Origin of the sequence: Arthrobacter sp. NicSoilB11, from assembly GCF_019977375.1 — a bacterium.
Lineage (GTDB): Bacteria > Actinomycetota > Actinomycetes > Actinomycetales > Micrococcaceae > Arthrobacter.
On record NZ_AP024657.1, the window covers coordinates 2,818,407 to 2,838,267 of the forward strand.

Below are 19,861 nucleotides of genomic sequence, written 5' to 3' on the forward strand. Positions count from 1 at the left end.
GGCCCGTCTTTGCATAGCTAGGCTGCCGGCGCCCACATACTCCACTAAACGTTCATACTTTTATGTTCGAGGGCTGTGTCGCGTTCTGTAGGGCTCAATTCATCCAACAAAGTGCCCGGAAGTTCCTTACGTGCGGATTTGACGAGGCCTTGATATGCCCCGCGGACTACGCTTCGAATCCACAACTTCTTGTCTTCCGCGTGCGGCCCCTGGAGCAATGCGGCGCCGACATAACCCAGAATCTCAAATGCCTTTCGTTGGATGCTCATTTGGGGATCTGTCCGGATCAGCCAAAGCTTGTTTCGAAGGAAGTAGAACAGACGCCAGCCCATGTCTTTTGACCCTGACTTGCTGAGGGGATGCTTGATCCTGCTCTCCCGCACCATCACAGCCGGGGCTATACGAGACAAGCGAAGGGTGTACTCGGTGTCGTCAACCCAGATGAAATAATCCCTTTGCGGCAGGTGGGTTTGGCGGGCGACGTCAAGATTTACCAAAACGCCTACGAAAGTCGCCGCATCGATTGCGATCGCACCTTTGAGGTTCGCACTCACCTGGCGGCTGATGTCGTTGCTGAATACAGGCGGGTTCCCAGTGTTGATGGTGTTTCCACCCAGCGTGACCATAGATGCCAGGAAGGAGTAGGGCTCAGAAGCGCTTCCTGCAAGCTCGATCAGCGGTTCCAAGGCGTCCAGCTCCGGCTCGGCGTCATCGTCCATCAACCAGGCATACTCGTGTCCGTGCGCAATCGCCAACTCAACGCCCCACGCAAAGCCACCTGCTCCACCGACGTTGGAGCCCGTGTCAAAGAGTTTCACCTTTGGAAACAATTCCTTCACCAGTTCAGGAGCGCCATCGGTGGACGAGTTGTCGATCACAATGATTTCGTCGAGTGCTCGTGTCTGCCCCTCGAGGGCAGCAAGACATTTTTCGAGGAGGTCTTTCCTGTTGTATGAGACGACCACAGCAGCAACGGTCATTGGACTTCCTGTCGAAAGGTGAAGATGAACCCATCAACCATAGCCCATCCGCCTCGGTAAGCTCCTGGGTCGGGACCCGCTGGCTTCCCACGCTTCTGATAGCGGAGAACGTATACAGCAGAGGCTCCTGCTGCCCCGGCAAGGATGGTGTATCGGACAGGCAGACACCAGCAACGCCTCTTCGTGCAGGAACCCGGCCTGGCCTCTACCGTCGAAGACCCGCAGACCGAGTCTCGTCAGGAATACGGGTAAACTCTTATAGACCTCACGTATTTGCTACCGCGTGATTCTCCTGTCCGTGAGTTGAAGAAGGGCTTCCGACTAATGACAGAAAATGTCCGGGTCAGCGTCTGCATGGCCGCCTATAACGGCTCCGAATTCATCGCAGAGCAGATCGAGTCCATACTGCCGCAGCTCGGACCAAATGACGAACTGCTCATAGTAGATGATGAATCCACGGACGACACAGTCGCACGGATTGAGGCTGTTCAAGATTCGAGGGTAGTCCTTCATCGCAATAAGCAAAATCTTGGCTATGTGAGAACATTTGAAAAAGCGATATGGCTAAGCAGCGGAAATTATATTTTTCTATCCGATCAGGATGATATATGGGTCCCAGGCCGGCTGGACAAAATGCTCGCCGCTCTGGCCGACAAATCCATGGTGGTAACAAACTGCAAGCATTTTGGTGGTGAACCGGGTCGTTTTCATGACATCAGGCTTCGCAGCAGAGATTCCCAGAAACATTTTAGGAATCTCCTGGGAATTGTTATTGGGTATAGACTGCATTGGGGCTGCGCCATGGCTTTCAAGTCAAATTTGAAGGAGTTGGCGCTCCCTTTCCCGTCTCATATGTCTGAATCCCACGACCAGTGGTTGGCAATGTGCGGTAATTTTTCAAAGAGCATCGCCTATCTTGAGGATGACACGATACTTCACCGGCTGCACAATGAGAATCTGACCCCCAGAAAAATGCGCGGAATTAGTAAGATTGTCCGCGCCCGCGCCGCGTTCCTAGCCAACCTCGTCACTCTGGCGCTTCGAACCAGGCGGCGGCGCACATCGCCCGCAACTGTCAAAGGTTGAGTTTGCTGCGCGCTAAATCCGCCACACATCGCGAAACGGATACCCATGTTTGAAGCAGGACCCCAGCATAAAGTTGCCGCCGTCGTCACCAGCTATAACCCCTCAGTTGACATCATCTCCCGTGTAACTCTCCTCCGGAATCTTGTACCCTACATATTGGTCGTGGACGACGGCTCCAATCAGGATGCGTCGCCCATTCTTAGCGTTCTGGAAGAAGACGGCATAACAGTTCTCCGCCAGCCGCGGAACTCAGGAATTGCCAGTGCGCTCAACGAGGGCATCCGGCAGGCGCGCACCCTATGGGAGCCCGACTGGATCCTTACTATGGACCAAGATTCGACACTCGGCGAGAACTACGTGGAAAATGCACTTCGCAGCTTCCGTAATGCGGCTGCCCAAGGAATGCGAGTTGGCCTGGTTTCACCGGAGTCGCACAACGCAAAGCCAGTCAAGAGGCTCCATGGAAACGAAGACGTAGTCCAGGCCTTTGACCCGATGCAGTCGGGTTGTCTTATTCCAGTCAGCGTATTGGACGACGTCGGGCTTTTCGATGAGAGCCTGTTCATAGACTGCGTTGATACCGACTTTAATCTCCGAATCCGTGCAGCAGGTTACTCAACCCCTGTCGGCGTCGGCTGCGACATCGAACACTCCCTTGGAGAAACACGGCCTATGTCTATAATGGGGCGCCCTTTGCGGGTTGACGGTCAGGATCTTCAGATTATCCATCACTCTCCTGTTCGCGTTTATTACATAACCCGAAATATCTGGCTCATGGTCGTCCGCTACTTTTCTACGAATCGTATTTGGATGTTGCGACGCCTTTGGATGGAAGTCGAGAGCAACATTGTCCGCGTCGCATTTGGGCCACGCCGCATCGCGTTCGTGCGCGCGTGGCTTACTGGTATCCGGGATGCAGTCGCCGGTCATTCTGGCCGCATTCGACCACAAGATGCCGCGAAATTGAAATAGAAGCCAGCGATGACCAGCGGGGTTATCGCCGAAGTACCGATGCCACGGCAGCGCCTGCTGCAAACGTTATGGCTGAGGGTATCGAGACGTGCTTGCTTGAAACGGCGGACCATAGAACTGCCAGCTTCTTGATCCAGTATTTTCTGGGCGTCACAACTTCCAGGAGCGGCTCCAATGCCTGGAGGCGTTGCGGCGCTCTCCCTCGAAGCTCAAGGACCATGGTACGAGACCAGCCGAACTTGATGTTCATCATCACGCGCAAAAGCGATGACAAATTACCCGCACCTTCGAATTTGTGACCCATTCTTCGGAAGTTATCGATCGAACGCTTTACATTGAAACTCCGGTCCGGCTCACCCAGAACGTTCCCTCCATGCTGCACATAGTCCTGTACTAATGCGTCAGCAATATAAGCCCCTTCAGCGACGGCCGCGCAAAGCCCAATCCAATGGTCGTGGTTCTCGGATGGATTGCTCAAACGAGGAAACGGAAGAACGGTAGCAAGTAGTTCCCTCCGGAAGACGGAAAGGCCCCCGGTTATCTGATTGTCAACGAGAAGATGCGCCGGCGGGACGTTGCATCGATTAGTGGATTCAGCGAGGACAGCACCCGTCTCGGTGACTACACGAGCTTGGCCAGTCGCCAGTGAATAGTGAGTAAGATAGGGAATCAACGTGTCCAACTTATTTGGATACCAAAAGTCGTCCTGATCCGATAGAGCAATCCACGTGGCATCCACCGGCACATGCTCTAGAACTCGTTCGAAATTTCCATAGAATCCCAAACGCTCATCAAATCCGATAACCTGGAACCGAGTGTCGCCCATAACAGTTTCATCGACGAAAGCCTTGATTTCATCACAGCCACCGTCAGCCGAAATTAAGCATAGGAACTCATCATGCGATTGATCGCGAATCGATTGCAGTTGACGCCGGAACAGGTTCCAGTCAGGTTTGTAGGCCGCTAGGGCGACAACACCAAAGCCCGTCCGAACCTGATCGTTCAATTTATTCCCCTTCACCCCACCAAAAAACACAGGCTAGCTCAACTTCTGCATGTCGCTGGCCCTAATAATACCATTTCGAAACATTGAGGCATCGCGGACTCCGAAGAGCATGGCCCGTAAAATTTCCTTCTTATTTTTACTAAAAAGAATCCTTCGAGAATGGTTGACCAGCTCGTAGTAGCTTTTACGCGCAACCCAAATTGGGTCCGCCAAGAAGTAACGGAAGAAAATTAATAAATTGTTTCGAGTGATGTAATAGACACGTACCGGCGAATGGTACGTATAGAGCCTCTTCTTTCCCCAAAAACTAACCGTACTTTGTTGTCCCAGAGAGTGCGCCATATTGCACCCACTGCCGCAAAGAACTGCAAGGCCGGCCTTCCGCACTCGTAGCGTAAATTCAGAGTCGACTGCGTCGATAACGAGCTTCTCATCCAAGCCCCCTACCGCGTTGAAGGTCGAGCGGGGTATTAACATTCCCGATTGCCATGGATCGAAGGGCTGCTCGAATCCGAGTAAGGTTCCGTTTCCGAGGACTGGGCTGTTGTTATATGTCGCAGCACTTACGAACCCCACTGGTATGTTCAGCTCACGCGCAAGCCTGTCCGTCTTCAAAGCATTGCTGACATAATCCTGGTCCGGTATGGAATCTTGGTCCAAGGTCAGATAATAGTCAAACCGGCCGATCGCTGCACACCTGCTTATACCTATATTGAGCGTTCTGGCTATGCCGGCGTTGTTTGGTGAATGAATTACTTCTGCACCCAAAGACCGTAATTCTTCAAAAACTGGCATTGTGGAGGAATCATTTGATCTGTCATCTACGACAACAACCAAATCCACCTGCCCAACAACGGCCCTAAAAACATCAATGACCTTCTTATCGGGATTATACGCCGCTATAATCGCGGCGACGCGAACGCTCTCCTCTCCCTGCGTCATGAAAATTTCCTCAATTCATCGTGTAGCTGTTTATCTTGCAGCGCCCGCCGCCGCAGTTGTCAGCATCCGAGCTGAAACTCGAGATATTCGGAAAGATGGGCTGCATACTCGGCAGCATTCATGCCCACCACGACAGCCCGAGTACGATCCGCAGGCAAAGCCGAACGCCCCGAACTTTCCCGCTCAAACGGCTCTGTCGTCAACCAATTCTAAGGGACCATGACCCAAGCACCATGATGCTGGCACGTCTCACCGCCCCTGCAAGTACCACGAAGCAGACTTCCGGCCATTTTGTTGAGCCGTAATGTGGACTTCCCTATGTAGCTGACACAGAGCCTTGGACAGCACTAGCGGCTTCAGCGCCTCTTAGTGTGGCGAGATGTGCGGACATTCTGCGAAGCAGCAGCCCTCTGCTTCCATCCCGCGAGTCCACCAATCGGGGCTGTACAGCGCTGCCTCCGAAGGTGGGATTAGTATCACGTGGCCCATCAGGCAATCCTGGCCCCACCGCGTGGTGAACTATTATTGGGTACTTGGCCTGTTCAAACTCGAGGAACGCGAGAAATCTTGTCAGCGAAACCGATCATGGCCTCCTTGGCACGTCTTGCAAGTTTTTCCCTAACAGTTGGCGTCGGAACGATCGTTGGGCTTGTGTCAATTCCGGTGATAACCGGGATCGCCGGAGCACAGCTTTGGGCAGTTCAGGCAATGGCCCAATCTGTGTCGATCATGTTCGGCATCCTTGTTGCCTTCGGTTGGGGCACTACCGGTCCGTCGATGGTTGCCTCGATGAACAAGGCACTTCGACCCCAGCTCTTCGTTGATTCGCTTGTTAGTCGAGGCTACCTATATTTGATCGCGGCCCCGGCGATGGCAGCCGTCATGATCATCCTGCAACCTGAACATGTGCCTCTCGTTGTGCTGGCCTCGATCGCGTATTTGCTGCCGTTCCTTGGCGGAAACTGGTACTTCATAGGTGAAGCCAAGCCCAAGAGGCTATTTTTCCTCGATGCACTCCCGCAGTTTGGTGGGACTTTGATCGGCCTGGCAGTCCTGGCTCTAACCCGCGAGATCATCTGGCTGGTAGCGATACAACTGCTCTTCAATATTCTTGCTCTGGCCCTTACCTGCATGGTCATAGTTAAACCTGCGAAGGCAAGTATTACGGCAAACTTCAGGGTAAGGGAAGCCTTTAGCCGGTTGGCGCACCAGAGACACGGCGTCGTCACAGCCGCGACCGGAAGCTTATACGTGAACCTGCCACTAGTGGCGATCAATCTATTCCTGCCCGCGCAGCTGGGGGTCTACCTCATGGCGGATAGAATTTTTCGCTACGGCGTTTTGGCGCTTTCCCCGCTCCTTCAATTCATTCAGGGCTGGATCCCCGAAGGGGGTCCCGAAAACCTAAAGCATAGGCTCGTGCGGAGTGCTCAGGTTGCACCCTTGTTTGGATTTCTTGGCGGAATGGGCATCTTCCTACTAGGTCCGGTCGCAAGCGAGATATTGTCCAACGGTTTAGTTATTTTCCCGAGTTCACTGAGCGCTGCTGTGGGATTGATGTTCTTGTCAGTGGCAGTTTCCCAGATCCTTGGGTTGGCTTGCCTCGTGTCCGTGGGACAGGGAAGAATCCTTGTCCAATCAACCGTTCTCGGTGCCGTCTGCGGCGCGCCTGCTATTGTGTTGGCGGCGTTGTTCACCGATGTCACCGGAGTAGCGTGGGCAGTCGCGGTTTCTGAAATACTAGTTGCCGCGTATCAAGGCAGAGCCCTCCGACGATACTTCGTCAGGAACACGGCTCTCTCTTATCCCTAAATCCAGCCACCGACTTGGGCGTGCGACTTACGCAACCCAGTTCCAGGGTTAACCCAAAAGTCTCGCTGCCGGGCCGCGTGTAAAAGCCACGGGGCGTGGTTGTGCTGCAGACATACACGATGACACGGGCGACGATTTTATGAAATTGAGTGTAGCCAGCGCTGCAGACACGGATGTTGACCACGCCAGCCCAAAATGCGCCCCGGAAAATGTAGTTCATCCACTATGTTCGACTTCTCCGCTAGGCAGCGCGTCAGTATCCCGCAAGTGAAATCCACCGACGGCCGTTCCTACTCTCAGCAGCCTAGATGTACTGAGCAGAATGGTGGTTATCATGAATGGTTGAGGACCTCTTAGATCCGTACACTTGGCGGAAACCACGGTTCTGGGAATCTGCGCGATCGGCTGGCTCCTTCTATGAGCCCACTCCCGTGAGCCATTCTTTGACGTGGGTTCAGGGGACTGAAAGGGCTTGCCACCAGAGTCTTACGCGGCAGACGCTGATTCCGATGCATTTCTGTGATCCAGCGACCCTCTGGCAGCACGGCTCAGGCGAGAATAGTGATGGCCTGCTCCGGCGGTACTTCCCGACAGGAACAGACTTCGACGTCCACAGCCCCAAACACCTCACCAAGGTCGCGGCCGAAATTAATCGCAGCCCCCGCGAAGTCCTGGGTTGGCAGAGTCCAATGGAGCACCTGGCTAGACGGACTTCACCGGCGACAGAACCATAAACCGTTGCATCGACCGCTGAACTCCGCCGCCGTCACAAAGGCTCGCCTATCGACCGTCACCGACAGGTAGACGCATCATCATGAAAGCGTGTTGTCACCGGACGCGCGGTCGCCCACGCGGCCAGGGGACTGGGCTTCTCAAGGGACCCGCTCCCACCACTGGACAAGCCGATACCGCTTCCACGGCTGGGAAGACCTTGAGGACCGGAGTTCCCGTCCAAAGTAGTGCCCTCTCGCCACCCGGGCCACATTCCTGTCAAGCGGGTGATGTATCGGGAGGGGCCGACGGCCTCGTCTTGCGCTGCGTGTCCCGTGCCCGGACGGTCTGTAGGATTCTGGCCCGCGCCGGCATGCCCCGGCTATGCGACCCGGATCCGAGCTTCTCCTGCCAAGGACCACCGCTATGAACGTGACATCCCGGACACATGATTCACATCCACGCCGAGGATAGTCGACCGTATTCCCGACAGCGGCGGTCAGCAGACAGACCTTTCCCAAAGCCGGGCCACCCACTGCCCTTCGGGCAGACCTGGATCGTACTACGTCCTCGCCGCGGTTGCTTGCTCCCCCGCTTCGCCTACGCCGGGTCCTGCCCGACGAGAAAAGCCCAACCGGCGCCAGATTCCTCGCCCGCTCAAGAGCCGCCAGACAGCCAACCCTGCTCCGGTAACACGCGTAATGACTGACAGCGCCTTCGCCTACCTGCTCGCTCGGGACTTCCACGACGCGCTGGCCGCGTTGGGGGCCAAGCACATCCTGAATAGATGCCGCCATCTCTGCAAAAGGCAAAGCAAAACGCTTCAACCGCACCTTCCAGAAAGGCCGGGAGCACCGACAGACTTGCATCTCAAACCAGGCCCGGACCGATGCGTTGCAGTCGTGGCTAAACTTCTACAACACTCACCGGGCCCACCGCAGCCTCGGAGCGAGTCCACCCACCAGCAGGTGTCAACTGTCAACTTACCGACTGGGCACACCGAGGCACCACGGACGCACTGCAAAGACCGCCCTAACTCAAACAGCAGGACATAAATCCAGCTTGTAGAGCTTCGCTTCACCCTGTGAGTCTTCGAGCGTAGCTAGCCCGGCACCTATCAGGGCGTCCAATCCTTTGTAGCCGCTGTCTCTTCCATGGACTTCCCGGTGCCCGAAGTCGAGGATGTACTCGATCTTAAGGCGCTCAACTGTGGGGCATACAGCGGGGTCGCCCTTGGCTGGAGTGGGACCGTTGAGCAATGGAGCTGCGCCTTGGGGAACAGCACTGAGGATGTGAAGTTGGACGAGCTTCCGGTCGGCAAAGGCATACGCAAGGGAACTTCCATTCCAAGGATTTCCCACCATAAGGGCGTTTTTAGGCACTTCGCCCGGCAAACGCTTGATAAGCGCCATTTCGTCGCTCGATATCAGCGGCGAATTCTCGGACAACCGGTAAGATCCAGCCATAGATGCCTCGGCTTGGCCGACATTGCCGCGTTGAGTACCCACAATCAAAGCAAAGACCATCGCGGTAGCCGCCAGGGCAACCAGTAGTTCCGGCTGTGATGTCCTTCCCCCCTTTGCAGGCGCCGTGCTTCGAACAGAACGACCCCTCAGCAATCCGGTAGAGCTTGCCAGGATGGTTGTCAGCTGAGTCCACACAAAGACGGCGCCTTGGCACGCGAGCGGGATGGTCACCACGGGTAGGAGTGCCGCCAGCCGGGGCGGGTCGTTGTACCAGATGCCAGTGAGAAAGAGCCGGAAGTCGTCGGCCGGAAAGGAGCTGACTACAACGAAGAGAAATGCTGCGACGGCATAGGATCCCAGTAGCCACAGCTGCCGGCTAGACCGGATGGTCAAATAAATGCCCATGAGCGTCAGAAGCATGATCACCCACGCTGCGGGGCGGCCGATAGCTGAGCTGGAGATCACCTCTCCAATTGCCTGGCCTGTAGACTCTACCGGCGGCCAAAAGGCGGTTTCCGCCGGAGGGCGTACCACATCCCACAGCATTTTGATCAAAGCGATGCCGGTAAGTAAAGCAATGGAGAATACCGTCGCCACCAGAATGCGTGCTCTGCCTCTCCTAAACTTCAGCGCATTGGCAAAAACGAGGGCATAGACGTAAAGGGCCGGCGGCAACATCAGCGCCAGCCACGCCATGGCGACACTCGGGTGGGCAAGCGCCATACCAGGAAGCACGGCAAGCAGCAGAAGAAGGCTCAACAGCTTGGATCGGTTCGAGATGGCGGACAAACCCATTGACTCGAGGCCTAGAGCAAACACCAAGGGCAAAAGCGCGAGCGCAAGGAAATTGGGGTAAAGAACGCCGAAATCCAGCAGAGAGATAGGAAAGGCACCAAAGGCAGCGGAGAGTACGCCGGCCGCGAAACTCACGGCAGGACGTCGCCCCCAGATAGCGTGCGAAAGATAAATGCAGCCTAAAGGCCATACGAAGGCGGCTATCAGAAGATTGATTACATTTACGGAGGAGGTTATCTCCCCTCCCCCGATGAGGACGACCAAGGATACCACGTCGTGCCAGGCAGCAGGGTAGGAACTACCACCCGTCATTCCGCTCAGAGTAAGTGACGAACCGGAACCGGTGTCAAGAATGTACCGTATAGCGTTCAGATGAAAGACATTATCGAACGTCTGGGAGAACGATTCGGGGGATCCTATAGCGCGCAGCAGACGGCCACCTATGAGGACGGCTGCGACGGCCGCCGCCGCTACAGAAGCCACGATCCAGTGTCCCGGTTTGTCCTCCAATTTCGCATCACCCGCGCCGGCCCGCTTCCTGAGCAGGAGGGACACCGCAAGAGCTACGGCAGCCACCCCAATGGTTACGGCGATTACCGGCAGGAGCGACCATGCGATTCCAGCGAAGGGTGCTGCGATTGCAGCCACAGCAATTATTGAAACGCTTATCCCGGGAGCTGTGGCGGCGGCCCGGGCTGCGCCGAGCCGGGCCGCCATGCCGACGGCGAAACCGGGGATAGTCAGCAGGGCCACCGCGAGGACACACTGCGGTACTGCTTCAAACCAAGACAAGAGTCCTCCGTACGGCTACTGGAGCGCGGGTATTCTGCATGCCGCTGCTGCCCGTTGAAACATCGCGGCCGGTTAGGATGCTAACCGCGACATAAGGTTACTTAGCTCAATGACGCAACAGGCCGACGGCCTCGCGTATCGGGCCGTCGTAGATCATTTCTCCGTGTTTGAGGAGAACACCCCGCTGACAAATCCGGGAGACAAGGTCCAGGTCATGGCTTACCACGACCAGGGTCTTACCGTCCCGGGCCAGCTCCTGGATCTTGTCAATACATTTGCGCTGGAAAGGTTCGTCTCCGACCGCAAGGATCTCATCAATAAGAAAGACTTCCGGGTCTGTGTGGACAGCAACCGAAAACGCCAGCCGCAAGTACATGCCGGAGGAATAGAACTTAACCTCTGTATCGATGAATTGCCCGATCTCGGAAAACTCGACGATATCGTCGAACCGGTCCTTGATCTGCTGCTCAGTCATTCCCAGGATGGCGCCGTTAAGGAACACGTTGTCGCGTCCGGAGAGGTCCGGGTGGAAGCCCGCGCCGACTTCGATCAGTCCTGCGACCCTGCCCCTTGTCTTTACCGTTCCTGAATCAGGAAGCATGACTCCGGAAATGTGCTTGAGCAAAGTGGACTTGCCGGAGCCGTTCAGGCCCAGCAGCGCCACAGTTTCCCCCGCCTCGACGTTGAGAGAAACGTTCTTTAGTGCGTGGAACTTCTCCGAAAGATCCCCTTTGCGCCCTTTCACGAGCCAAACGACGGCTTCCTTGATGGATCGCGTATGACGAAGGACGAATTGCTTGCTGATGTCAGAAACTTCAATTGCGTTGACCACTCAGAGCTCCTGCGCGAAACGGCCCTCAAGGCGGCGGAAAGTGAATTGGCCCAAGACGAGGATCGCCAAGGCAACACCCAGCCCAACCAGCAGCCAAATACTAAACAGATTGGGGGGCATGGAAACGGAACCGTCAGTCGTCGGGAACCAAAACGCGTAGTGAAAAAGCTCTACGCCGATCGTGATCGGGTTCGCTTGGTAGACAGCGAACCATCCTGCTCCCAGCTTCTCCTGCACCATGGACCATGCATACATGACGGGCGATGCCCAGGTGGCAACCATCAGGAGCATGTCCACCAGGTTCTCGGAGTCACGGAAGTAGACGTTGGCCGCGCCGAACAGAAGACCCAGGCCCGTCGCAAGGAGGGCAACGATAGCAAAGCCGGCCACCGCAGCGAGCAATTGAAACACGTTGGGATGCCAACCGGCGAATAGGCAACCGACGATGAGCACCACCAGCTGCGGGAAGAAGTGCACAGCAGAAACCCACACTGACGCCACAGGAAAGAGCTCGCGCGGAAGATAGATCTTCTTGATGAGGTTTCCGTTATTGACGATGGACCTGGCCGCATTGCCCAGGGCCTCTGAGAAGAAGTTGATCAGGACAATTCCGGAAAACAGGTAGACCGCATAGTTTGTCAGCCCCTCCGGATTCCGTGAGCTTCGTTCCAGTCCGAGAAAGACTCCCAGGGCCACGTAGAAGACGATGAACTGCACGCCGGGCTTCACATACGACCAGAGCAGGCCCAAGACCGACCCTCGGTAGCGCACTTTGAGTTCTTTCCGTACCAGCAGCTTAAGAAGGAAGCCTGACTGCCTGATGTCCCGCAGGCCACCCCCCAGTCCGGGAGTGGTCAACTCACCGGATGCGATTGCGCTCACTTGATCTCGTTCTGGGTATGTTGTTCGAACGTCTTCCTCCAGGACTCCATGGAGGTGAGGTCCGAGACTGCTGCTTTGTACTTCCTGCTTAGGGCCGGCCAGTCCTTGAGGAGGGCAGAGTGAAGACGGGCACTTTCGGCCAGCATCTTCCTCAGTTCCTTGGGATCCCGGCGGTACCAGGAGGCTCCGGTGCCTTCAGCGTTGGACACTACAGCGCTGTCGTACTGCGCCATGCGCCACCACCGGTTGTCTTGGTGGGCGATAGTTGTCTGCGGGCGCTCTGCGCTGGTGCCATGGACAGGGCTCGCCAGTTGCCGAACGACGGTCTTGGCAGCCCAGGGCAGAAGTGTCAGCTTTCCCGGCTTCGAGGGACCGTGGCCCCGGCGGGGAGGCTTATCCATCTTGGGGGCCGGAAAGTCTTCCGGATTAGGACGGAAGACAGCATCCGAATGCGCGGACATCATCTCGCGGATCTGCGGCAGCTTGGCTGACAACAGCCCTGGCAAGGCTTCCGGCCCCTTCAGCACATCTTCCAGGGCCCATTGCCGGCCCTGGGCGGTGGCGTACTGCATGGACACCAAATGCTTGATGTCAGCGTATTGCGACTCCTTGATGACCCTGCCGCCGAACTCGTAGGGACTGTGAAGGAGGGCGGCCACCACCCTGTTGCGGGCGTGGAAGTAGGCCTGCCAGCCAACGAGGTCGTCCTTATCAATCCAGGACACGTGCCAAACAGCTGAGCCCGGTAACGACACCGTGGGGTATCCGGCCGCCTTGGCCCGCAGCCCATATTCGGAATCGTCCCACTTGATGAACAGCGGGAGTGAGAGTCCGATCTCCCGGATTACCTGGGTGGGGATCAGGCACATCCACCAGCCGTTGTAATCGACGTCGCAACGCCGATGCAGCCACGGGGTTTGGCGAAGGTTGGACGACAGGAAGTCGTGGCCCAGGATCATGTCCTCGCTGGGTAGCGAAGGCTGGAACCGGTAAGGGTTTACCACTTCGCCGAAGGTGTGCAGGACCGTCCGGTTGTAGAGGTCGAACATGTGCCCTCCGACGAGGGTCGGAGTCTTGCACCGGTCCGCGAACGTCAGAAGGCGAATGATGCTCTCAGGCTCAACAACGACGTCATCGTCCATCAACAGGGCGTAGTCGCTGCCGTTCTCGACAGCCTCGAACATGCCCCGCGCAAACCCGCCCGAACCGCCCAGGTTGGACTGGTTGATGATGCGGAGCTTGCCCCTGAGGGAACGCTTGACGTCGTCGAACCCCTCAGCGTCGGAGAGTTTCTGTGTGCCCTGGTCAACAATCAGGATTTCCTGCACGTGGGCCAGCGCTTCTTCGCTGTCGGCAAGGAGCCGCAGGTTGTTGAGGCAGAAATCCGTTTTGTTCAGGGTGGTGATCTGGAGCGTGACGGACCCCGGCGTTGTTTCGACCGCCGGACCCTGCCATTCCGCGTCGAGCATGATCAAGGGCTCGGTTCCGGCCAGCAGGTCGAACCAGTACCACCCGCCGTCGCCGAAGGGCGCCAGTGAAAGTTCAAACGTGCTCTCCGCGTTGCCTTCAACCCGGCGGGTGTCCACCCGCTGCAGGGAACCGCGGGCGTTCGACTTGTAGACGATAACCGAGCCGGCGCCCTGGGTCCGGACCTGGAGTCGGATCTTGTCTACTGTCGTCCACCGACGCCAGTAGCTGGCGGGGAAAGCGTTGAAGTAGGTGCCGAAAGACACCCGTTCGCCGGAACGGACAGACGTTGAGTGCCGCGAAAGGAAGTCTTCAACGTGCGCTTCTTTGGTGGGGCTGCTGATGGTCCGGGGCTTCGCGGTCTTACCGTCGCGGTCGCCGGCGGTGGGCAACTGAATGCCCGTCGCGGTGCCCATGTCCATATAGAGGGGCACCGTGTCCATCTGGCTGGCACTGGGCAGGATCACACGCTGAAGCGTCTGCCACGCTCCCCGGTCCTTAACAGCGTCAGCCCTCACGGTGTTCTTCGTCTTGTTGTCGGTAGGGACGCTCATGCGTCGACTCCCCCGCTTTCAAGCTGTACGCCGCTTTCGAAGTGCGGCCGGATCTTGTTGTCAAACATGCTGAGAGCGGCGCCGATGGCCATGTGCATGTCGAGGTACTTGTAGGTGCCCAGCCTGCCGCCGAACAATACGTCCTTTTCGGCCGCAGCGAGGTCTCGGTACTTCAGGAGGCGTTCCCTGTCCGCGGAGGTGTTGACCGGGTAGTAAGGCTCATCGCCCTTTTCGGCAAAGCGCGAGAACTCGCGCATGATGACCGTCTTTTCGGTCTGGTAGTCGCGCTCCGGGTGGAAGTGGCGCGGTTCGATGATGCGGGTGTAGGGGACGTCTGCGTCGTTGTAGTTCACAACCGACGTGCCCTGGAAGTCGCCCATCTCAAGGACTTCTTCCTCGAAGTCGATGGTGCGCCAGGACAGGTCGCCCTCGGCATAGTCGAAGTACCGATCCACCGGGCCGGTGTAGACGACAGGAATGTTGCCCACGACCTTGTTCTTGCTGTACTCGTGGGACTCATCGAAGAAGTCGGTATTGAGCCGCACCTCGATGTTGGGGTGCTCTGCCATCTTTTCGATCCAGGCGGTGTAGCCGTTGGTCGGCAGGCCCTCGTACTTGTCATTGAAGTACCGGTTGTCATAGTTGTAGCGCACAGGCAGCCGGGAAATGATACCGGCCGGCAGGTCCTTGGGATCTGTCTGCCACTGCTTGCCGGTGTAGTGCTTGATGAAGGCCTCGTACAAGGGGCGGCCGATCAGCTGGATGCCCTTGTCGTTCAGGTTCTGGGGGTCAGTTCCCGCCAGTTCCCCTGCCTGTTCCTGGATGAGGTCGCGGGCCTGGCCGGGGGTGAGATTGGCCCGGAAGAACTGGTTGATGGTGGCCAGGTTGATGGGAAGCGAATAGACCTCGCCCTTGTGGACGCCATAGACCTTGTGCACATAGTCAGTGAAGGTGGTGAACCGGTTGACGTACTCCCACACCCGCTCGTTCGAGGTATGGAAGAGGTGGGCGCCGTACCGGTGGATCTCGATCCCGGTCTGCTCTTCCTTTTCGCTGTACGCGTTTCCGCCGATGTGGTGGCGGCGGTCGATGACAACGACCTTCAGGCCGAGCTCAGTGGCGGCCTGTTCTGCGATTGTCAGGCCAAAAAAGCCGGACCCTACGATGACGAGGTCAGCGGTCACAAAATCTCCTGGTTCGAATGCGGGCAGCGCAATGGTGCGCAGTGTCTGCTGCTCTAGCCTACCCGAGTGACTGCAGGGCCCGTCGAATCAGCATTCCCGCTGTGACCCGGCACACGGGGTCCCGATGGGCAGGCGAAGGACCCCGTTATCCCAGTGCAGGTTATCCACATAGGCGCAGAAGCCAATGCCCCGCACTGAGGCCGGTGGCTAGCGTGGGTGCATGCACGAGGGACCAACTACCCATGACGCTTAATTGCACTCTGGTGGGCGGACCGGGATCACCGCGTCCCCAGCCACCCGTGGAACTGTCCATTGATGCACCGGCCGGCACGGCAGGGTACGTCATTCACGAACAGTTGGTCCGGAAGTACGGTGCGGGCTCAGTCAGAGTGGACGGGCAGGATCTGCGTTCCCTGGTCCTCGGCGTGCCGCCGCTCGTAGAGGCGGCAATCCTTGTCGACGGCGGCACCCCACCTTCGAGCAGGCGGCCACGGCGCCCGCCAATTGCCGATGCCGTCCCTCCCCTGGTCCTCGCCATCGACAGCGGAGCAGCAGCGGGAACCGTTGTGCCATTACGGCGTGGCACCTACACCATCGGTCGAAGCGGCACACGGATTGTCATCCCGGACCCGGAGTTGTCCCGTGAACATGCCAGTGTGGTGGTCACTGACACGGAGATCATATTGGTTGACCTGGACAGCGCCAACGGGACGTATGTCGACGGCCAAAGGATACGGAACACGGTTATCTCAACGGACTCAACCATCAGGTGCGGTCAATCGAACCTATCGCTGGTGTTTGCAGATGTGCCCCATAGAGTCCTCTCGGAAGCAGGAAAGTCGGTGGCGGAACCTATCGTGGTGTCCGGCCGCCCTGATCCAGGAAACCGCACGGCACTCCTTCTGACCGCGATTCTCCCACTGGCACTTGGGGTACTGCTGGCATTTCTCACCGGCATGTGGATGTTTCTGGCCTTTTCCGCGGTTTCGGTGTTTTCGGTCCTGGTGCCCGCGGTCAGCGGACGGCGGCACAGGCGGGACCTGTCCGCGGCCCTGAAGTCGGCTGTTGAAGATGACAGGGAACGCCGACGACGGTGCGCCCCTTCCCTGTCCATCGTTGCTCTTGCGGCCCGGCTGACTGAAGGGACGTCCAGCCCGGATTCCCCCGGCGACGGGGTGTGGCTGCGGCTGGGACAGGCAGAACAGCCGGCCAATGTCAGGATCGAACCGCCCGGTGCTGCCGCGACCATCCCACGGGCAGGAATCGTCCCCGTCGTTCTGGACCCGGACGTCCCGCTCACCACCCTGGGCGGCCCGCGCTTTGCCACCGATGGCACCCTCCGCTCCCTTCTCATGCAACTTGCGGCATACCCGCGCACGGGCACGATGAATGTCGTCGTCCACGGGCTGCCGGAAGCCCTACCCCTCGCAGCCCGGTATCTCAGCAGAGTGACGCTCACTGCAACACTGTCCGCCGCCCTTAATGCAGTGGACGGCAGCGAGCAACAGGGCTGCGGGCGGGGAGTCCTTTTGATCCGGGGGGATAACTCCGGAGCGGTGGTGGAAAAGTCGCTCCGGGAAGCAGCGCTCCAGCGGGGGTGGCAGGTTCTTCACTTCCTGCCTGAAGACGGCGATTGGCCTGCACCTGACGTCCTCCTGTCCGAGCGCGCATCAACCGTGGTGCAGAACCACCGCGGTACTGTGTTTGTCCCTGACCTGGTCCCGGACGAAGTCTTTACCGCTTTCTGCCGGCACCTCGCCGGTGCCCTGATTCGTGACAAGGAACAGGCCAAGACCGTTCCCGCTTCCTGCAGCCTTGACGAAGTCCTGCCACTGACGCTCGCGGCTACCGCAAGCAGATGGGACTGCAGCGCCCGAAACATCGGATTGCCAGTACCCTTGGGCGTTTGCAGGTCGGGAACGAAGACCTTCGACCTCCTGGCCGACGGTCCGCACCTCGTGGTGGCAGGCACCACAGGCTCAGGGAAGTCGGAACTGCTCCGGAGCATGGCCCTGGCGCTGGCCTTGTCCTATCCGCCGGACCGGGTCAACTTCTTCTTCATCGATTTCAAGGGCGGTTCAGGTCTTGGTCCGCTCAGCGGGCTCTTCCATTGCGTGGGACTGCAGACGGATCTTTCCGATTCCGAGATGGAGCGGACACTGACATCGCTTCGCGCCGAAGTGAGGCTGCGGGAGAGCTGCCTCGCCGCGGCCCGCGTCCCTGACGTCTCCACGTACCGCTCCGCACCGGCGGCCAAGGATTTTGTGCTCCCCCACCTCGTCATCGTCATCGATGAGTTCAGGATGCTGGTTGACGACGCGCCGGAAGTGCTTCGTGAGCTGCTGCGGATAGCATCGATCGGACGGTCACTGGGCATCCACTTGATCATGGCCACTCAGAGGCCGCAGGGAGCGTTGACAGCTGACATCCGTGCAAACGTCACCTCGAGCATTGCACTTCGCGTGCAGTCCGACATGGAATCTGTCGACATCGTCAATTCCAGGGACGCTTCGGCCATCAGTGTTAATACCCCCGGCCGCGCCTTCCTGGCGCGCGGAACGGAGCCGGCCGAGGAGTTCCAGGCCGCGTCCCTGTCGTCAGTCTCCGATCGCAAACAGCCAAGTGCCGTTTCTGTCCAGCGGACAATGGACTATCTCGCCTGCCAGGCAGCCGAACCAGGCGACAGACGAGCCCCTGCACCCACCCCCGCACAGGCAGTGGAACCGCTGGCAGCCTTGGTGAGGAGCCTGTGCGCTGCCCAGCAGAGACCAGCACCGAGAAGGCCTGTCGCACCTCCACTGCCGACTGAACTGGAAAAGCCCGACCCGAACGCGCCATCCTCGGATTCGGGAACCGCTGACTCACTGGCCCTGGAACCCGTGGCTGTGGCGGGCCAGATCTGCCTCGGCCTGATGGATGTTCCCGAGCAACAAGAACTTCAGCCCCTTCTGTGGAGCCATGCCAAGCACGGTCACGCAGCCTTCATTGGCAGTCCAACTTCCGGGGCCGGATCGGCACTGGAATTAACTGTCCATGAACTAATGGCCAGTCCTGATGGAGCCCATTTCTATTTCCTGGACGCGGACGGGAGTCTTTGCCCGCTGGCAGGTGAAGCACGGGTGGGCGCCCACGCCGCCTTGCACGATCTGCGGCGTGGAGTGCGCATCCTGGAGCGGCTCGTCCGTGAACTGGGGCAGCGGTTGAGTCAACCCGCCTCCAATCCGGTACCTCTCGTCCTCGTCATCATCGGCTGGGGATCCTGGGTTTCGGCATTCCGGTCCGGACCGCTGGCCTGGGCGGAAGATCTGGTTCTGGACCTCGTGCGCGACGGCGCCAGGGCAGGGATAACGCTCCTGGTCCATGGGGAGCGGGAGCTTGTCACCGCCAGGTTCTTTGGTGCGCTTCCCAATCGTTTCTTTTTTCCAGCCTGCTCCACCGAGGAGAGCCGCGCCCTGTGGCCGCGGATGCCTGCCGTCCCGGCCGTCAAGGGCAGGGCTGTAGCCTTCGGCCCTGTCTCGGGCGGCAACCCCGTTGCCTGCCAGTTCTACCGCACCCCCGATCTGCAGGCTGGCACAGGCCGGAGAGGCGCCGGATATCCGCCAGCCGCATCGACTCCATTCCGCATTGAACCCCTCCCGGCGAAAATCACGGTCCGGCAGGTCGCAGCGGTCATGTCGGCGGCGGGGACACCCCAACGAGCCCTGCGGTCCCCAGACCAGGACCCGCCTGGCGGTACGCACTGCTCCGAACTATCGGAACCGCCCCGCCGGCCACGCAACGTCCTCCTAGGTGTAGCCGGAGACGAACCCGCTCCAGCGTCCTTGCGGATGCCTGGCAGCGGAGTCACCGCCATTCTTGGCAACCCGGGAAGCGGCAAAAGCAATACCCTGCTCGCGCTGGCAGCACTCAACCCGGGACAGCAGTGGTGCACGTGTCCGGTACCGGCAGAAGGCGCAGAAGATTTTTGGCGGGACGTGCTTATGCAGGCGGAGAGCGGGGGGCTTTCGCGGGAGACCGTACTGCTGGTTGACGACGTTGATCTGCTGGCCCTTCCGGCGTTGAGGGCTCTGGAGCAGCTGGCCGCTTTGGGCCACTCCCTGATGGTCACTGCTGCCTTCAGCCCACTGCTTTTCCAACGCGTTCCGCTGGTCATGAACGCAAGGGGCGCCGGCGCCGGACTTCTGCTGGGGCCACGTTCCCTGGCGGATGGCGACCTGTTTGGGATCAGATTCGAAGTTGAGTCCAACGCTCCGCCGGGGCGTGGCGTCCTCATCTCCGGCGGGCGGTCCTGCCCCGTTCAGGTGGCCTGGGCGGGCGCGACAGGCTGAGCATGCCGGTTGCCCGTCGAACGCCGTCCCGCGGAGAGGCGGCCAGGCCCCG

12 protein-coding genes are annotated in these 19,861 nt (G+C 58.6%); 4 read left to right on the forward strand and 8 right to left on the reverse strand.

Translation table 11 applies throughout. The features are described 5' to 3' along the window. Nucleotides 1–44 precede the first annotated feature (44 nt). Nucleotides 45–980, reverse strand: coding sequence for a glycosyltransferase family 2 protein (locus tag LDO14_RS13115; RefSeq protein WP_223992081.1), 936 nt, complete (start codon nucleotides 978–980; stop codon nucleotides 45–47). A gap of 324 nt (nucleotides 981–1,304) precedes the next feature. Between LDO14_RS13115 and LDO14_RS13120 the strand changes: the two genes are divergently transcribed. Both LDO14_RS13120 and LDO14_RS13125 read left to right on the forward strand, forming a co-directional pair. Further along, nucleotides 1,305–2,066: a glycosyltransferase gene (locus LDO14_RS13120; protein ID WP_223992083.1), complete on the forward strand. Its 762-nt coding sequence runs from the start codon at nucleotides 1,305–1,307 to the stop codon at nucleotides 2,064–2,066. Nucleotides 2,067–2,111: 45 nt separating this feature from the next. Further along, nucleotides 2,112–3,038 (forward strand): glycosyltransferase, encoded by a 927-nt coding sequence (locus tag LDO14_RS13125; protein ID WP_223992085.1) that lies wholly within the window; start codon nucleotides 2,112–2,114, stop codon nucleotides 3,036–3,038. A 22-nt stretch (nucleotides 3,039–3,060) separates the two neighbouring features. On the opposite strand, the gene LDO14_RS13130 is transcribed toward LDO14_RS13125, so the two are convergent. Together LDO14_RS13130 and LDO14_RS13135 are read right to left on the reverse strand one after the other, a co-directional pair. Continuing rightward, nucleotides 3,061–4,044, reverse strand: a complete 984-nt coding sequence (locus tag LDO14_RS13130) for a glycosyltransferase (RefSeq protein WP_223992086.1) — start codon at nucleotides 4,042–4,044, stop codon at nucleotides 3,061–3,063. 33 nt (nucleotides 4,045–4,077) lie between these two features. Continuing rightward, nucleotides 4,078–4,986, reverse strand: a complete 909-nt coding sequence (locus LDO14_RS13135) for a glycosyltransferase (protein ID WP_144599934.1) — start codon at nucleotides 4,984–4,986, stop codon at nucleotides 4,078–4,080. A gap of 585 nt (nucleotides 4,987–5,571) precedes the next feature. Here LDO14_RS13135 and LDO14_RS13140 point away from each other — a divergent pair. Continuing rightward, nucleotides 5,572–6,798 (forward strand): hypothetical protein, encoded by a 1,227-nt coding sequence (locus tag LDO14_RS13140; protein ID WP_223992088.1) that lies wholly within the window; start codon nucleotides 5,572–5,574, stop codon nucleotides 6,796–6,798. Nucleotides 6,799–8,546: 1,748 nt separating this feature from the next. On the opposite strand, the gene LDO14_RS13150 is transcribed toward LDO14_RS13140, so the two are convergent. The 5 genes from LDO14_RS13150 to glf form a co-directional block, all read right to left on the reverse strand. Further along, the gene (locus tag LDO14_RS13150) at nucleotides 8,547–10,562 is read right to left on the reverse strand and encodes a DUF6541 family protein (RefSeq protein ID WP_223992090.1); all 2,016 of its coding nucleotides are present in this window, start codon (nucleotides 10,560–10,562) and stop codon (nucleotides 8,547–8,549) included. 106 nt (nucleotides 10,563–10,668) lie between these two features. After that, nucleotides 10,669–11,394, reverse strand: a complete 726-nt coding sequence (locus LDO14_RS13155; protein ID WP_144599941.1) for an ABC transporter ATP-binding protein — start codon at nucleotides 11,392–11,394, stop codon at nucleotides 10,669–10,671. Continuing rightward, nucleotides 11,395–12,276, reverse strand: coding sequence for an ABC transporter permease (locus LDO14_RS13160; RefSeq protein ID WP_223992093.1), 882 nt, complete (start codon nucleotides 12,274–12,276; stop codon nucleotides 11,395–11,397). Beyond that, nucleotides 12,273–14,297 carry a glycosyltransferase gene (locus tag LDO14_RS13165; protein ID WP_223992095.1) on the reverse strand — a complete coding sequence of 675 codons (2,025 nt, stop codon included), beginning with the start codon at nucleotides 14,295–14,297 and terminating at the stop codon, nucleotides 12,273–12,275. Before LDO14_RS13165 ends, LDO14_RS13160 begins: the two co-directional genes overlap by 4 nt. Beyond that, on the reverse strand, nucleotides 14,294–15,481 hold the full coding sequence (gene glf / locus LDO14_RS13170) for a UDP-galactopyranose mutase (protein ID WP_018768498.1): 1,188 nt from the start codon (nucleotides 15,479–15,481) through the stop codon (nucleotides 14,294–14,296). Before glf ends, LDO14_RS13165 begins: the two co-directional genes overlap by 4 nt. Nucleotides 15,482–15,723: 242 nt before the next feature. Between glf and LDO14_RS13175 the strand changes: the two genes are divergently transcribed. After that, a complete protein-coding gene (locus LDO14_RS13175; protein ID WP_223992103.1) occupies nucleotides 15,724–19,809 on the forward strand; it encodes an FtsK/SpoIIIE domain-containing protein in 4,086 nt (1,361 codons plus the stop codon). Nucleotides 19,810–19,861 lie beyond the last annotated feature (52 nt).

Coding starts and splice junctions, on each gene's coding strand:
- LDO14_RS13115 (WP_223992081.1), bottom strand. CDS start 980: ATGACCGTTGCTGCTGTGGTCGTCTCATACAACAGGAAAGACCTCCTC.
- LDO14_RS13120 (WP_223992083.1), top strand. CDS start 1,305: ATGACAGAAAATGTCCGGGTCAGCGTCTGCATGGCCGCCTATAACGGC.
- LDO14_RS13125 (WP_223992085.1), top strand. CDS start 2,112: ATGTTTGAAGCAGGACCCCAGCATAAAGTTGCCGCCGTCGTCACCAGC.
- LDO14_RS13135 (WP_144599934.1), bottom strand. CDS start 4,986: ATGACGCAGGGAGAGGAGAGCGTTCGCGTCGCCGCGATTATAGCGGCG.
- LDO14_RS13140 (WP_223992088.1), top strand. CDS start 5,572: ATGGCCTCCTTGGCACGTCTTGCAAGTTTTTCCCTAACAGTTGGCGTC.
- LDO14_RS13165 (WP_223992095.1), bottom strand. CDS start 14,297: ATGAGCGTCCCTACCGACAACAAGACGAAGAACACCGTGAGGGCTGAC.
- LDO14_RS13175 (WP_223992103.1), top strand. CDS start 15,724: ATGACGCTTAATTGCACTCTGGTGGGCGGACCGGGATCACCGCGTCCC.